Source organism: uncultured Psychroserpens sp. (genome assembly GCF_947503375.1).
GTDB lineage: Bacteria > Bacteroidota > Bacteroidia > Flavobacteriales > Flavobacteriaceae > Psychroserpens.
Map to the genome: position 1 here is coordinate 26,382 of NZ_CANNDQ010000002.1, position 15,057 is coordinate 41,438.

Below are 15,057 nucleotides of genomic sequence, written 5' to 3' on the forward strand. Positions count from 1 at the left end.
ATTTAGTATGGGTTTAACATTTAGTTATCGAAAACACGACCATAGTAGTTTAAATCTACAATTTCGCCTTTAGTTGTTCTGTAATCGTTTCGTATAGTACCTTCTAGCTCAAATCCATTTTTCAATATTACTGCTATACTTCCTTTATTTCTACTATTTGCTCTACAAAGCAATTTAATAAAATGGTATTTTTCAACGATATGATTCACTACCATTTGTGTCGCTTTAGTCACAATTCCTTTTCCTTCATATCGCTTATCAATAAAAGAACCTAACTCAGCTTTAGGCACATTCCAATCAATATTCTTTACATCTACCAATCCGACAAAAGCGTTGGTTTTAGTGTCCGTAATCATAAAAGGCAAATAAGTCTTTTTGACAATGCGTTTCTGAATCTCAACACAATAAGCTTCGGTCTCCTCTAAAGTGCGCGTTTTAGACACAGTACCAGCAAAGAAATCTTCCAAACGTGGTCTATTTTTATCAATTAAATTGAAAAAAGCTTCACTTTGTTCAGCTTGTAGCAGGTTGATGTTATAGTGATTAAATTTCATGAATTTATATATTTAATAACCGTCTATGGTAATTAATTTGTCCAAGATGATATGCTAAGTGCATAGCCAAATACATTAGAAAAAAAACAGTAGTCATAGGTTTATCAATAACGCGATGTTTGTATTCCTGTTGCAGATCATCTTCAGATAATGCTTGTAAAGTGTTAGTTACCATTTGCATGGTTTCCTCTACCTTCTGAATTAATTCTGTACGCGGCACATCTTTTTGAGTAAACTCTAAATCACGCTGACGTACATATCCAGAATTGCCAAGTGTTGCTCCAATGAAATGATTGAGATTTCCAACGAGATGTAAACATAAATTCCCAGCAGAATTTGAAATACCATTAGGAACTAACCAAAGATTAGATTCATCAGCATATAGTCGAATTTCTTTAATAAGCGCATTTAAGTCTTTGTTATACAAAGTAATAAGTGATGCTGTGGTCATAGGATTTATAGATTGAATGTAAATATTTGTTATTGCTATACGCTGCTATCAAAAATAGACAATAATTGACTTACTTTTGCGGCATGCAAAGCAAACCTACTTTTAAAGTTGAATTTATAGCACTCATGGCATCGTTGATGTCTATAGTAGCGTTGTCTATTGATGCCTTATTACCTGCATTACCAGAAATTGGCAACTCGCTTGGCGTGACCAACCCAAGTGACAATCAATTGCTAATTACCATGATCTTTTTAGGTCTAGGCTTTGGGCAATTGATTTTCGGGCCTCTATCTGATAGTTTCGGACGAAAACCCATGGTGTATTTTGGATTTGCTGTATTTGTTATTGCCAGCATTGTTTGTGTAACCACCAATAGGTTTGAAGTTATGATCATTGGACGTATTTTTCAAGGCATTGGCCTGTCTTCTCCTAGAACAATTGCTATTGCTATGACTCGTGATACTTACAGTGGTGATTTTATGGCCAAAATACTATCTATTATTGTCATGTTCTTTATTTTGGTGCCCATTGTTGCTCCAACGTTTGGGCAATGGCTACTGCATTTATTTAATTGGCAAGCCATCTTTAATGCTAATCTGGTTATTGGTTTACTTATCGTGTTATGGTTTTGGCAACGACAACCAGAAACCTTAGCACCAGAGCACAAAATCAAGTTTTCGTCTTCTATTTTTATTACAGGGACCAAAGAATTTATTCGTTACAAAGAAGCGGTTGCTTTTACCATAGTCTCAGGTTTTATTACGGGTTCGTTTATGGTGTATTTGAGTACGTCTCAACAAATTTTTCAAGAGCAATATCTGCTTGGTGATTTATTTCCTTATATTTTTGCAAGCACAGCCTTTTCTGTTGGCTTTGCAACGTTTACCAATAGCAGACTTGTAATACGTTTTGGCGCTTATAATATTGCGTTTAGAGCAGCTATAGCCTATACAATTATTTCTTTGTTATATGTGGTATTGTTTTTTGATGGAACTAATCCAAGTATTGTCATCTTACTTACATTCTTTTTATTACAATTTTTTGCGGTTGGGTTTCTCTTTGGCAACTTACGCTCACTAGCTATGGAACCTTTAGGCCATATTGCTGGTATTGGTTCTGCAATTAACGGATTTGTATCTACAGTAATGGCTGTACCTATTGCCAATTATATTGGTGGTTTTGTAGAAACTTCCGTCCTGCCTTTATTTATTGGCTTTTCGATATTTGGTATATTGTCGGTTACAGTATTTTTATGGTTGAAACAAAGAATGTGATATAGTTGAAGTCATTTAATTTACAGTATTTCCGCTTTAAAGGCTATTCAACTTTTTTGTTAATAATTAGGCATAAATAAAAAACTAAGTTTATGCATCAGTCCTCAAAAACTTTTTATGCATGGCTTCAGTATTTTCTTTGAAGTACCAACCCTTATCAAGTTGGTCTATATCAATTTCGATAAGTGGATTTAGATGATATTCAATGTTTAAAAATGAATGCCTTAACATGTCGTTTTCGGCCTCTAAGGCTTTGTTTATTGATGGTAGTTCGTGTTTTCCAATTCGAATTCTATAAATGATCTTTTCAAAATTAGCTTGCAGCTCTTTGGTCATCTCCCCTTGACTTAAATTGCCGTCAATATTGGGTAAACGCACCTTTTTCTGAAGTGTGAGTGCTATTTTTTCAACCTTTTCTGGTTCAAGTGTATAGGTTGTTCCCATTAACACTTTAGTTTCTGGCTTTTCATCTGGTTTAGTATCGACTATATCCTTACGATAAAGCCCTCTATAGGCTTGAAATATATATTGGTAGCTCTCGTTCCCATCACTATCTGCAGACTCGTTTAAAATCATTTTAATTTTATGAGATTTTTCATCTGTTGCAGTAATACGTGCTTTAGTTGATAACTTTGTTTTGCTCAAGATTGAGATCGTTACTGGTAGTAAATTTACATGAGTAACTTCAATTTTCTTTTTCAAAAAGAACTTATAAATCATACCAGATGTGAATTTCATAAACCAATTTAATCTAGATGGTAATCTAAACATCAAGCCTGCAAACGAACCTATTAATGCGCTAAAAAACATACCTCGACCAAATACGTGCTTCACTAAAACTAACACGCGTTTTAAGCCGAGTTTTACCAAGTCTTTACGAATATGTTCTTGATAGGCATTCAAGCTATCAAAAAACTTAATCTTATTGATTTTCTTTTCTAAATAACCTTTTATATAGGCTTCTTTTTCAGAAGTAATAAATGGAAATGCTTCTTCCTGACCTTCCCTTCGTTTTCTAAAACCACCTTCTACAGCTGCTAGAGAGTTTAATGTACTAAGCTTCCCATAATGAAATGCATATTGTCTTGCTTTTACAGATGCAAAACCTCCAAAAGCACTTACTTCCTCTCCTGGTAAGCTTATAATTTCTTTTTCTGAATTGATAGGCAATATAGCAACACGCTCTGCTTTTTCATTTTTACCATCTGTGTTCAAAGAAAAATCGAATATGATCTTAAATACAGTATTGGCAAATAAGTTTTCATCTTCAATGGTTTTGATACCTAAAATTTTATAACCGAGTTTTTGAAAATCAAATTTCTTACCTTCTCTTTTATAGCGTTCTATTTCTGAAATTAGCTTTTCAAATTGATTAGGCGCTATAACTAGACATGAACTGTCAGGCTTGTTTTCTTTGACACAAGTTTTTATAAGTTCATTTTTAAAATAGGCTACAACATCACGTGTGCCTAAAGGGATGATATCATCTTTAAGGTTGGTCTCAATTTTTACATATGCCGTATCTAAAATTTCTACAGTTAAGCTCTTTCCTAGTTTATCGTTATTTTCTAAATAATTAAATATGGTGTTTCTAAGTTTTAGGTTTTCTCTTACGTCAGATATTTTATGTTCTTCTTTGACACGACCTTGATTCTTCAATGAGTTTATTAAACTTGAGGTCACACCAACAAACTTAGATAATTCTCCATTGGTTTGTGCCGCTTTCGCCTTCATACTCACGGGTATTAAAGACGATTGAAGGAATGTTTGGTATTTTTCGGTTCTAACGATTGGATCTACAAACAGAATTAGCCTATCAGATTTATTTGAGTGATCACCAAAATCTTGAAACGCACCAATACGATAGGCTTCTCTTATAGGTTCGTTATTGAAAGTTCCGCCATCTACATAAGGAAAGTTAAAACTTTTGTAAGACATCTCATTTTCAATTGTTTCATTAAATACACTGCTTTTTTTAGTTACAGAGTCACTAGTGTATAAATGATTTAACTTATTAAACTGAATTGGCCATTGACCGTTTGGATTTTCGCCTTCACCATCAAATTCTTCTTTGTATCGCTTTAAAATAACAGGCTCAAAAGCAATTGGAAATGCACCACAAGCCAATACGGACGAACATATAATTGCCCAAGCTTTGTCGCTATTAAGATCGAAGTGACGGTTATCTACATCATCTGTATCAGAGAACTGCAGCCATCGTTTATCTGTCTCTTTGTGATTGAGTTTATCTTTCTTAAATACAAAATCTATGATTCGTAGCTCTGTATGGTTTTGAGCACCAACAGATTGGATCACATTTTTCTCTAATTGAGGTAGCCCTTTTTCATCTTTTTTAATTTCAATAGGCAAAAGATTAGTTAATGAGCAAGCAAATGGAACTCTTACTTGATCTAAAACTTTCACTTTATTTAAATTCTCGAATTTTGGCTCGATAATGAATTCTTTAGCCAACTTTTCAAGCAGTCCTCTATCTAGTAAAGAAAATGATTCGTGAATGTTAGGTTTGAAGTTTTTAATTTTTTTGTTTCCAAAAAGGCTCACAGCATCTAATCTATTGACCCACAATTCTTCTTGGATTTTTTGAGCTACTTGAAGTGCTTTCAATTCTTCAATTTTATCAAAATTAGCTGCTTCAGTATTATTTCCTTCAAAATAAGACATCGAAATTTCATCTATCAAGCTGTCATGAGTAACGTCTTTTAAAAGATACATCATAGACTCATAATCAATGAGTGTTTTAAGCATTACAGTAAGTGCTATTGCTCCTGCACTTGCGCCACTCATACCATCTACAACAACATCGTCGTATTTATTACCTTCTGCATCTTGTCCGTACAAGATTAATAATTTTAGAGCTTCAGTTAAGGCAGATCCAGAAAAAGAACCTAGCGAGACACCGCCTCCCATTGCCAAACAAATTTTTAAAGTTTTAGCCATGTTTTTTTGTTTTTGTATTTAAATAACCTGTTGTGCACATCGCAATAATACTTATAATGGTATATAAGCCAGACCACGTCTGACAAGAACGGGCTATCTTAAGGTTTCATAAATACTGATTACTTAATAATAAAATTATGCATTCATTATCTATATTCAACTATGAAAAAAAGTTGTTTCAACAAGATTGACCAATCTTATTGAGGGCAAACAACTCATAAAGGGAGATATGTAAATTTAATAAAAATTACTGACTAATCGCTTTACTTAATTTTATACATCTAAAAAAGTACTAACTCTAAAGAATTAATTACCAATTATTTAATTTGAATCTAGATAATGGCAAAGGTAATTGCTAAACATTTTTTGATTGCAATCGACGAACTATAATAGCAGCAACAACTATATTAGGAACCCAGCATAACCAAGCAACAATTTTGTAAGCAATTATAAAATCTTGAAACAATACTGTTAATGAAGGCAACCAAATGCGAAGTGTAACAGCAGCAAAACATGCAGCATAGCTGAATATCATGAACTCCTGATGCTTAACAATATTTCCTTTCTTAATTGATAAATAACCTGCTATTGTAGAAACCAGCCAAATAATTCCTAAACATGTAAATCCGAAGATTGCAATGATACCGCCTGTTGCAAAACACGCTATATACAAACTAGAAAAGCCACTTAATAACACTGCAACTGTATATACTTTACCAATAATTTTATGTAGCCTGAGGTTTTTATACCTAAACTCATGATTGAACTGTATCCAACCAATACCTAACGCCAAACCTCCAAAGTAGATATGCGTATAAAAGGTAAAGTTCCATAGACTATTATTTAATAACGCTTCTGGTTTTGATGATAACAATCCGAAATTAGCGTCTATAAACAAGTAAATAATAGGGTACAAACCTATAGCCACACTTGATAAGGCAAAAACAATAAACGCAATCTTTTTTATCATTTTTTAATTTGAATTCTACTCCTAATTAATTCTCCTGATAACTAATCCTATCACGAATACCTCCAGTTTCGCGATGAATGATTACATCTGCCTTGTAGCGTTTTGCCAAGGTTTTAGCTTTACGTATGGCTGCACTCTGCTTTCGGTGTTTAGATGTGATACGTTGATTACCTTCTCTGCGAACTGCCCAATCGCCTTGATAAGGCACAACATGTTGGTGCCATGTTCTCTTTTTATAAGTGCTATGACCCAAAGCCTTGAGAATAGCTTCAATTAGCTGCTGGATAGCTTTGGCTAAGCTGTTCTTATTTGACATGTGTTAGTATCACTTTAGATATAAGCAATATAATAAAACTATTAATCCAAAAATCGGTAATACGCAGATTTTAAATAAGCGCCTTCAGGAAAACCAATAGGATGGTCGATATCATGCTGGGTTTTTAATTCTATTGAAAAAGGTCTATTACAATTTTGCAAGGTTTGTGCATTAATGTCGTAAAAAGAGATAGATGAAACTCTAGATGAACACGATGCCAAAACTAATATCCCTCCTTTTGCAGTTAATTGAACGCCTAAATAAGCCAATTGTGCATACTTCTTTTTCGCTAAAGCGACTTCTTTTTGTTGCTTTGCAAAACTTGGAGGATCAATAACAACAACATCGAAAGTAATTTTCGATATTATAAATTCTTCTAAAATTTGAAATGCATCTCCTGCTTTTACAAAGTGTTTGCCTTTATATGGGTTCAACTTCCCATTTTGAATGGCTATCTCCAAAGCCTGCGCGCTTATATCTACACTTGTAACTTCAGTAGCTTCATTAGCCAAAGCATGCACTGAAAATCCACCTGCATAGGAAAACACATCTAAAACCGTTTTATTTTTACTTAATAACCCTACTTGTCGTCGGTTTTCACGATGGTCTAAAAAATAACCAGTTTTATGTCCTTTAATCACATTGGCTGAAAAATTAACACCATGCTCTACAAATTGTACTACTTCATCTATTAGAGTACCATAAACTATTTCTCCATCTTTGAGTTGATGTGTATTGGAATTTTGTAAACTTCGGCTTAATCTCAAAACTACCGTTTTGCATTTAGAGATAGAGATCAAACTCTTAAGAATTGTTTTCAAATAAGGCAGCCAAATTTCAGAATACAGCTTTACCACTAATACTGAAGCATAGACATCTGCTATTAAAGATGGAAAACCATCATTTTCTCCAAATAACAAGCGATAACTATTGGTCTTAGTTCTCAATAATAAGACTCGCTTTTGATAGGCCTGTTCAATCTTTCTAAGAAAAAACGAATCATCTATTTGAACAGATCCACTTTCATTATAGATCATCTTGATACGAATTGGAGATTTAGCATCATACAAGCCAATTCCAATCATTTTATTTGCGCGTTTGCCAAATACAATAGCCAAATCACCAGTTTTGGCATTTGGGTTGACTTTTATAATACTCTCAGAAAACACCCAAGGATGACCTTGTTGCACATAATTTTCGCCTTTAGCTGTGAGTTTTACTGCTAGTCGTTTAGGATGATGCGTCCAATCTATAGATGAAGAAAAGTTCATGATTGCAAATTAATCTCTTTTTTAGATATTAAGCCGATTATATAAAAAAAACGCAACCATTTCTGATTGCGTTTTTCAAATGTTAAGTAATTATATTTTAATTATTTGACTTCTTCAAAATCTACGTCTTCCACATCACTCCCTTCAGCTTGCCCATTCTGGCTGGCGTCCGGTCCTGGTGCTTCTGCTCCACCTTGCTGAGCTTCGGCTTGCGCTTTATACATTTCTTCTGAAGCAACTTTCCAAGCTTCATTTATTTTTTCTAAAGCTGGCTCAATAACAGACACATCTTTAGTTTCATACGCTTTTTTCAATTCTTCAAGCGCATCTTCAATTGGCTTCTTCTTATCATCAGATAATTTATCACCAAATTCTTTTAACTGACTTTCAGTTTGGAAAATCATCGCATCCGCCTGATTCAATTTATCAGCAGTTTCTTTAGCTTTTGCATCTGCTTCAGCATTAGCTTCGGCCTCTTGCTTCATTTTCTGAATTTCCTCTTCTGTCAATCCTGAAGAAGCTTCAATTCTGATATCTTGAGATTTACCAGTAGCTTTATCTGTAGCAGATACTTTAATAATACCGTTGGCATCTATATCGAAAGTTACTTCAATTTGAGGTGTTCCTCGTCTTGCTGGTGGAATACCATCTAAATGAAAACGGCCAATCGTTTTGTTATCAGCAGCCATAGGACGTTCTCCTTGTAATACATGAATCTCTACTGAAGGCTGATTGTCTGCAGCCGTTGAAAACACTTGTGATTTCTTAGTAGGAATCGTTGTATTTGCCTCAATCAATTTTGTCATTACATTACCCATAGTTTCAATACCAAGAGATAGAGGTGTTACATCTAATAATAAAACGTCTTTCACATCTCCAGTTAAAACACCTCCTTGGATACCAGCTCCAAGAGAAACAACTTCATCAGGGTTTACACCTTTACTTGGTGACTTACCAAAGAATTTCTCTACGGCTGTTTGAACTGCAGGAATACGAGTTGATCCACCAACTAAGATAACCTCATCTATATCGCTTTTTGATAAACCCGCAGCTTTTAATGCAGACTCACATGGCTCAATTGTACGCTTAACTAAGTCATCAATTAATTGTTCAAATTTTGAACGCGTTAATGTACGTACCAAGTGTTTTGGTCCAGAAGCTGTAGCTGTTACATAAGGTAAGTTGATTTCAGTTTGAGCAGAAGATGACAATTCGATCTTCGCTTTTTCTGAAGCTTCCTTTAAACGTTGTAAAGCCATAGGATCTTTACGTAAATCAATCCCTTCTTCAGAATTGAACTCATCTGCTAACCAGTTAATGATTTTTTCATCAACATCATCACCACCTAAGTGAGTGTCTCCATCTGTTGACAATACTTCAAATACGCCATCTCCTAATTCTAAGATAGACACATCATGTGTTCCACCTCCAAAATCGAATACAACGATTTTTTGATCTTGACCTTTTTTGTCTAAACCATAAGCTAGCGCTGCTGCAGTAGGTTCGTTAATGATTCTACGAACTTTCAAACCAGCAATTTCACCTGCTTCTTTTGTTGCTTGACGTTGTGAGTCATTAAAATAAGCTGGCACTGTAATTACAGCTTCGGTTACGTCTTGACCTAAGTAATCTTCAGCGGTCTTCTTCATTTTTTGAAGAATCATTGCTGATAATTCTTGAGGTGTATATAAGCGTCCGTCAATATCAACTCTTGGTGTATCGTTATCACCTTTTACCACTTTATATGGTACACGTTCTGCTTCTTTTTTAGACTCAGAATATTTATTTCCCATAAAACGTTTAATAGAATAAACTGTTTTTGTTGGGTTAGTTACTGCCTGTCTTTTTGCTGGATCGCCAACTTTAATTTCGCCACCTTCTACAAAGGCAATTACCGAAGGTGTTGTTCTTTTACCTTCAGCGTTTGGGATTACAACTGGTTCGTTACCTTCCATTACAGAAACGCAAGAGTTAGTTGTTCCTAAATCGATTCCAATAATCTTACTCATAATACTATATTTTGTTTTATAGATTTCCGCCTTAGACGGAAACGTTGTGTTCTTTTTAATTTCGGTAAGTATATGTCAATCATTATGCCATGACAAAAAATATGACATGATGTCATTTTGCGTTTTAAACTTTTTAGGAAAACCTATGAAATTAACGCAAACAAACTATATTTGGCACACTAAAACGATTTCGTATGGAATGTATTTCTGTTTTTGACATGCTAAAAATAGGTATTGGTCCTTCTAGTTCGCATACGTTAGGGCCTTGGCGTGCAGCAGAACGCTGGATCAAAGAATTAAAAAACAATCAAAAGTTTAATAACGTTGAAAAAATAACCGTTGATCTGTATGGTTCTCTATCTTTAACAGGTAAAGGTCATGCTACAGATTCGGCTATACTTCTTGGCTTAAGTGGAGCTGACCCAGAATATATTCCTGTTGAAGATATAGCTGTAATTATTTCATCAATTAAAAATTCTAAAAGTTTACAATTCAATAATGAGAAAACTATTGATTTTAATATTGATACAGATATTATTTTTAACAGAAAGTTTCTACCTTTCCACGCAAATGCATTGACATTTTCTGCTCATATAAATGGCAGACGCTATAAATCAACTTACTACTCTATTGGTGGCGGTTTTGTTGTTCAAGAAGAACGAAAAGTATCAAAAGCCAATAAGATTATCTTTTACTGTACATTTCCTTATCCTGTTTCTAAAGGTGAAGAGCTCTTAAAATTTTGTTCAGATTTGAACTTACCTATTTCAGGTGTGGTTCTAGAAAACGAAAAATCAATTAGATCAGAAGTAGAAATAGATACTGAACTTCAACGTGTATGGGATACCATGTTAGAGTGTATGTACCTAGGTTGTCATACTGAAGGTAATCTTCCGGGTGGGTTAAACGTAAGACGTCGCGCTTATGACATGCACCAAAGTTTAAAAGGTCACACACCTTATTCGACTCCTATAGAATGGCTTTACTCCATAAGAAATACGGAAGTAAAATTTCGTCAAATCTTAAAATGGGTGAGTTGTTTTGCTCTTGCAGTGAATGAAGTTAACGCTTCATTAGGTCGTGTTGTTACAGCACCAACTAATGGAAGTGCAGGTGTTATTCCTGCAGTACTTATGTATTACTTGGTTATTGAAAATCATGATGGGAATTTTGAAGATATTAAGCGTTTTCTATTGGTTGCTAGCGAAATTGGAAGTATTTTCAAAAAAGGCGCAACTATAAGTGCAGCTATGGGTGGATGCCAAGCAGAAATTGGTGTTTCATCTGCAATGGCAGCTGGAGCGCTGTGTGAATTATCTGGAGGCACACCTGAACAAGTTTTGATAGCCGCAGAAATTGCTATGGAGCATCATCTAGGAATGACATGTGATCCTATTGGTGGTTTAGTGCAAATCCCATGTATTGAGCGCAACGCCATGGGAGCTATCAAAGCTATTAATGCAGCAGAGCTAGCATTAGATACAGATCCTAAAAATGTTAAGGTTCCATTAGATAAAGTTGTAAATACAATGTGGGAAACGGCCAAAGACATGAATACCAAATACAAAGAAACTAGTGAAGGAGGTTTAGCAGTTGGTGTTCATTTTAGTGATTGTTAATAGGCTCTATAAAAACAAATCTATTTTATCATTTAATATTTTTTATTTTTACAAACTGAAATCCATTGTATATGTCAACTGCAAAAAAAGAATACAAACGAATTACCGTAAAAACCTTAGTAGATATGAAATCTAAGGGCGAAAAAATATCGATGCTAACCGCTTACGATTACACGATGGCTAAAATAGTTGATGAGGCTGGTGTTGATGTAATTTTAGTTGGTGATTCGGCTAGTAATGTCATGGCTGGTCATGAAACTACCTTGCCCATAACTTTAGACCAGATGATCTATCATGCCTCTTCAGTAGTGAGAGCAATAGACAGAGCCTTAGTTGTTGTTGATTTACCCTTTGGAAGCTATCAAAGTGATCCAAAAGAAGCCTTGCGTTCAGCTATTAGAATTATGAAAGAGTCTGGAGGTCATGCCGTAAAAATGGAAGGCGGAAAAGAAGTTAAAGAGTCTATCAAACGTATTTTAAATGCTGGCATTCCTGTAATGGGACATTTAGGCTTAACACCACAATCCATTTATAAGTTTGGAACATATACTGTTCGTGCTAAAGAAGAACAAGAAGCACAACAATTGAAGGAAGATGCACTTATGCTAGAAAAAGCTGGGTGCTTTGGAATAGTCTTGGAAAAGATTCCTGCAAAATTAGCTCAAGAAGTTGCAGAAAGTATTTCTATTCCTGTTATAGGCATTGGCGCTGGAGCAGGTGTTGATGGTCAAGTTCTTGTACTTCACGATATGATAGGTATGACGCATGAGTTCAATCCGCGATTTTTACGTCGTTACATGAATCTCTATGAAGACATGACCAAAGCTATAGGACAATATGTTGACGATGTTAAAACTATTAGCTTCCCAAATGATAAAGAACAATACTAACCTAGAACAATCAATGTGTCTCTAGAAAAAGTCGTATCCAATAAAAACAATCTACAAGTTCTTTACGAAGACAATCACATCATTGTAGTAAATAAGCGTGCTGGAGATATTGTTCAAGGTGATAAAACTGGAGATAAACCGCTTAGTGATATAGTAAAAGACTATATAAAAATCAAATATAACAAGCCTGGTAATGTTTATTTAGGCGTTGTTCACAGATTAGACAGGCCTACAACTGGTATAATCTTGTTTTCAAAAACCAGCAAAGCTTTACCAAGACTCAATAAATTGTTTGCAGAAAAAAACGCTCGAAAAACCTATTGGGCTATTGTAAAAAAAGCACCTGAAAAACCAAAAAGCACACTCATCAACTGGCTAAAGAAGAACCCAAAGAACAATAAATCTACAGCATACTCAAAACTTATTGAAGGAAGTAAAAAAGCAATTTTACATTACAGCATATTAAAAACTCTTGATAATTATTCGCTATTAGAAATTGAGTTAGAAACAGGAAGACATCATCAAATTAGATGTCAACTTGCAAAAATAGGCTCTCCAATCAAAGGAGATTTAAAGTATGGCTTTAACAGAAGTAATGCTGATGCAAGTATTAGTCTGCATGCTAGACGTTTACAGTTCACGCATCCCGTTTCTAAAGATCATATTGACATTATTGCACCTTTACCCAAAGATCCAATATGGAGTGCTTGCGAATATTAATTTAAAAAGGGTAATCTATAATGAGTTGAACTCCGTCATCTGGTTGTGATTCTAGTCGAAAATTGGCATTTATCAATTCTGCCCTACTTTGCATATTTATGAGTCCTGAACCTTTCTCTTGTAATGTTGTATCAAAACCAATACCATCATCAGAAGCTACGATTGATAATTGATCAGATTCATAGATTAAAACCACCTTTATATGCTCAGCTTCAGAATACTTTACAGAATTTGAAAAAAACTCTTGCAATATTCTAAATATGATAATCTCATGTTTTTTATTCTCGATCTCTCGTTTAGCACCTCGAATCTCAAGTTCAGCAGTTGTAAACTTCATACGCTTTAACCGATCGAGCTCATTAGTAATTGACTCTTCAATACCCATATTTAAAAGCACATCATTATTTAATGATTTAGATAATGAACGAACTTCTTTTAAACTCTGCTTTACAATTCCTGAAGTTTCTTCTACTTTGTTTTTAATATTCTCTGGCACCTTACTACCCAACATATTAAGTTGCATACTTGCATAAGCAAGCAATTGACCTACATTATCATGCAATTCCCATCCTATATGCTTTAGTGTTTGCTCTTGAATTTCGGTTTGCGTACGAGAGATTTCCTCATCAAACTGTTTTTGCTGCTCCATTTTATCAATAAGCAGTTTATTTTTTCGCTTTTGAAAGGTCACAAAAAATAAAATGACCATGACTGCCAATAAAAGAACAACAAAAATCACGTAAGCAATTAAGGCTATTTGTTCCTCATTTATTAACTCTTCTTGTACAATGAATACCAAAAACCGAATATGATACATGAATAAGTAAAAATGTTAATTATCAATAAAAATAAAGATCTAAATTCTACAAACTTTTCATTTATAGCATAGAAATAAGAATCAAAAATAAATAAAGGCGTAACACATAAATACCAAAGCAATAAAGCTACACTAATGTAAAATGATGGTAATTTATAATAGATAAGTATAGACTCACTTTTTATTAATTCTATAAAATATAAAATAATGAATATACTAACTATAACCATAGCTAAAATATTATCATAAGGCAATGTCTTCACAAAAAAGGCATCTGTAAATGAATAAAATGCAATTGAAAAGACACTGTAAAAAATAACAACAGCTCTTATAATTATCTTAAATATTGGTGTACTCAATAATCCAGAGTAAAAAACTCCTAAAAACCCAATACTTAAAAAAGAATATATATTATAAAGCCACCTATTGCCACAAAACACACTATTTTTTAATTGTATATACCAATCATAATCATAGTTGTTCAGTAGAATGGTACTATAATAGCCTAAAATTTCGACTACAAAAGTTAACCATAAATACTGAACAAATATTTTAAATGTGTAATTCTTGGTATTTTTTAAATAAATGGTTCCAAAAATTGCAGCAAATAATTCTAATGACTTTGTAATTAAAGCCTTGTTATTTAAAAGAAAATCTTTCAAATATACTCTTTCTACTGTGGGTAATTAGCCGAAGGTGGTTCACCGTCACCACCATGATTCAATCCATTTGTTCCAGGAATATCACCATTGCTATATTGAAAATTAAGCATACTACCTTCAGCGGTATTTAAATAACCCGTTGGAATTAAAAACATGGTTGTGTAACCAGCACCTTCTTTACTTTGAGGATAAGCACCTAAATAAATTCTTATTCCATTCATAGTGTAACCAGAATCACTTGCTTGATCTTTAGCAATTTCAATAAAATCTTCAATATCAGTAAGTGAATACCATGATGAACGATTGTCGCCTCCTTCTCTCGTTACAATAGAATCGCTAATTAATCGATGTCTTAAATTATAAGCTTCATCAAGTGTTCTTGCTTCAGCAGGAGTAATTGTTCCTTGAGGAGGTTTTGGCAACATTTCTACAGGTTCATCTTTACAGCAATAGAAATACATTGCTATTGCCCCTAAAATTATTCCGAGAATAAGTAATACTAAGTTTTTCATAATTGGTTAGTTTGAATTAATTGTTAAGCCTAAA

Annotated in this window: 14 protein-coding genes; 4 read left to right on the plus strand and 10 right to left on the minus strand. The window is 34.0% G+C overall.

From position 1 onward, the window contains the following. Positions 1–20: 20 nt before the first annotated feature. Together Q0876_RS03320 and Q0876_RS03325 are read right to left on the minus strand one after the other, a co-directional pair. Positions 21–554, minus strand: a complete 534-nt coding sequence (locus tag Q0876_RS03320) for a GNAT family protein (RefSeq protein WP_299224051.1) — start codon at positions 552–554, stop codon at positions 21–23. A gap of 4 nt (positions 555–558) precedes the next feature. Continuing rightward, the gene (locus tag Q0876_RS03325; RefSeq protein ID WP_299224054.1) at positions 559–1,005 is read right to left on the minus strand and encodes a DinB family protein; all 447 of its coding nucleotides are present in this window, start codon (positions 1,003–1,005) and stop codon (positions 559–561) included. A gap of 83 nt (positions 1,006–1,088) precedes the next feature. Between Q0876_RS03325 and Q0876_RS03330 the strand changes: the two genes are divergently transcribed. Beyond that, positions 1,089–2,279, plus strand: coding sequence for a multidrug effflux MFS transporter (locus Q0876_RS03330; RefSeq protein ID WP_299224057.1), 1,191 nt, complete (start codon positions 1,089–1,091; stop codon positions 2,277–2,279). 90 nt (positions 2,280–2,369) lie between these two features. Here the strand turns inward: Q0876_RS03330 and Q0876_RS03335 are convergent, their stop codons facing one another. The 5 genes from Q0876_RS03335 to dnaK all read right to left on the minus strand — a co-directional run bounded on the left by Q0876_RS03335 (position 2,370) and on the right by dnaK (position 9,803). Then, positions 2,370–5,237 carry a patatin-like phospholipase family protein gene (locus Q0876_RS03335; RefSeq protein ID WP_299224060.1) on the minus strand — a complete coding sequence of 956 codons (2,868 nt, stop codon included), beginning with the start codon at positions 5,235–5,237 and terminating at the stop codon, positions 2,370–2,372. A 355-nt stretch (positions 5,238–5,592) separates the two neighbouring features. Next, positions 5,593–6,207, minus strand: coding sequence for a DUF2306 domain-containing protein (locus Q0876_RS03340; protein ID WP_299224063.1), 615 nt, complete (start codon positions 6,205–6,207; stop codon positions 5,593–5,595). 25 nt (positions 6,208–6,232) lie between these two features. Then, positions 6,233–6,523, minus strand: coding sequence for a DUF2188 domain-containing protein (locus Q0876_RS03345; RefSeq protein ID WP_299224066.1), 291 nt, complete (start codon positions 6,521–6,523; stop codon positions 6,233–6,235). A gap of 41 nt (positions 6,524–6,564) precedes the next feature. Then, positions 6,565–7,794, minus strand: coding sequence for a class I SAM-dependent rRNA methyltransferase (locus Q0876_RS03350; RefSeq protein WP_299224069.1), 1,230 nt, complete (start codon positions 7,792–7,794; stop codon positions 6,565–6,567). A gap of 101 nt (positions 7,795–7,895) precedes the next feature. Next, positions 7,896–9,803, minus strand: a complete 1,908-nt coding sequence (dnaK, locus tag Q0876_RS03355; protein ID WP_299224072.1) for a molecular chaperone DnaK — start codon at positions 9,801–9,803, stop codon at positions 7,896–7,898. A gap of 194 nt (positions 9,804–9,997) precedes the next feature. Here dnaK and Q0876_RS03360 point away from each other — a divergent pair, with 194 nt between their 5' ends. The 3 genes from Q0876_RS03360 to Q0876_RS03370 all read left to right on the plus strand — a co-directional run bounded on the left by Q0876_RS03360 (position 9,998) and on the right by Q0876_RS03370 (position 13,032). After that, complete coding sequence (locus Q0876_RS03360) at positions 9,998–11,422, plus strand: L-serine ammonia-lyase (RefSeq protein ID WP_299224075.1); 1,425 nt, start codon at positions 9,998–10,000, stop codon at positions 11,420–11,422. Between the two features lie 71 nt (positions 11,423–11,493). Then, entirely contained in the window at positions 11,494–12,312 is an 819-nt protein-coding gene (gene panB / locus Q0876_RS03365; RefSeq protein WP_299224078.1) for a 3-methyl-2-oxobutanoate hydroxymethyltransferase, read from the plus strand. Between the two features lie 9 nt (positions 12,313–12,321). Then, positions 12,322–13,032 carry an RluA family pseudouridine synthase gene (locus Q0876_RS03370; RefSeq protein ID WP_299225162.1) on the plus strand — a complete coding sequence of 237 codons (711 nt, stop codon included), beginning with the start codon at positions 12,322–12,324 and terminating at the stop codon, positions 13,030–13,032. 1 nt (position 13,033) lies between these two features. Here the strand turns inward: Q0876_RS03370 and Q0876_RS03375 are convergent, their stop codons facing one another. From Q0876_RS03375 to Q0876_RS03385, 3 genes are read right to left on the minus strand one after another with little or no spacing between them, the layout of a single operon-like run. Further along, a complete protein-coding gene (locus tag Q0876_RS03375; protein ID WP_299224081.1) occupies positions 13,034–13,849 on the minus strand; it encodes a histidine kinase in 816 nt (271 codons plus the stop codon). Next, positions 13,804–14,511, minus strand: a complete 708-nt coding sequence (locus Q0876_RS03380; RefSeq protein WP_299224083.1) for a hypothetical protein — start codon at positions 14,509–14,511, stop codon at positions 13,804–13,806. The genes Q0876_RS03375 and Q0876_RS03380 overlap by 46 nt, the downstream gene beginning before the upstream one ends. An 11-nt stretch (positions 14,512–14,522) precedes the next feature. Further along, positions 14,523–15,023, minus strand: a complete 501-nt coding sequence (locus Q0876_RS03385) for a hypothetical protein (protein WP_299224086.1) — start codon at positions 15,021–15,023, stop codon at positions 14,523–14,525. Between the last annotated feature and the right edge of the window lie 34 nt (positions 15,024–15,057).

Excerpts from the sequence above, each read along its gene's own strand:
- panB (WP_299224078.1), top strand. The coding sequence starts at position 11,494 with ATGTCAACTGCAAAAAAAGAATACAAACGAATTACCGTAAAAACCTTA.
- Q0876_RS03320 (WP_299224051.1), bottom strand. The coding sequence starts at position 554 with ATGAAATTTAATCACTATAACATCAACCTGCTACAAGCTGAACAAAGT.
- Q0876_RS03330 (WP_299224057.1), top strand. The coding sequence starts at position 1,089 with ATGCAAAGCAAACCTACTTTTAAAGTTGAATTTATAGCACTCATGGCA.
- dnaK (WP_299224072.1), bottom strand. The coding sequence starts at position 9,803 with ATGAGTAAGATTATTGGAATCGATTTAGGAACAACTAACTCTTGCGTT.
- Q0876_RS03360 (WP_299224075.1), top strand. The coding sequence starts at position 9,998 with ATGGAATGTATTTCTGTTTTTGACATGCTAAAAATAGGTATTGGTCCT.
- Q0876_RS03335 (WP_299224060.1), bottom strand. The coding sequence starts at position 5,237 with ATGGCTAAAACTTTAAAAATTTGTTTGGCAATGGGAGGCGGTGTCTCG.
- Q0876_RS03385 (WP_299224086.1), bottom strand. The coding sequence starts at position 15,023 with ATGAAAAACTTAGTATTACTTATTCTCGGAATAATTTTAGGGGCAATA.
- Q0876_RS03350 (WP_299224069.1), bottom strand. The coding sequence starts at position 7,794 with ATGAACTTTTCTTCATCTATAGATTGGACGCATCATCCTAAACGACTA.
- Q0876_RS03345 (WP_299224066.1), bottom strand. The coding sequence starts at position 6,523 with ATGTCAAATAAGAACAGCTTAGCCAAAGCTATCCAGCAGCTAATTGAA.
- Q0876_RS03325 (WP_299224054.1), bottom strand. The coding sequence starts at position 1,005 with ATGACCACAGCATCACTTATTACTTTGTATAACAAAGACTTAAATGCG.
- Q0876_RS03340 (WP_299224063.1), bottom strand. The coding sequence starts at position 6,207 with ATGATAAAAAAGATTGCGTTTATTGTTTTTGCCTTATCAAGTGTGGCT.
- Q0876_RS03375 (WP_299224081.1), bottom strand. The coding sequence starts at position 13,849 with ATGTATCATATTCGGTTTTTGGTATTCATTGTACAAGAAGAGTTAATA.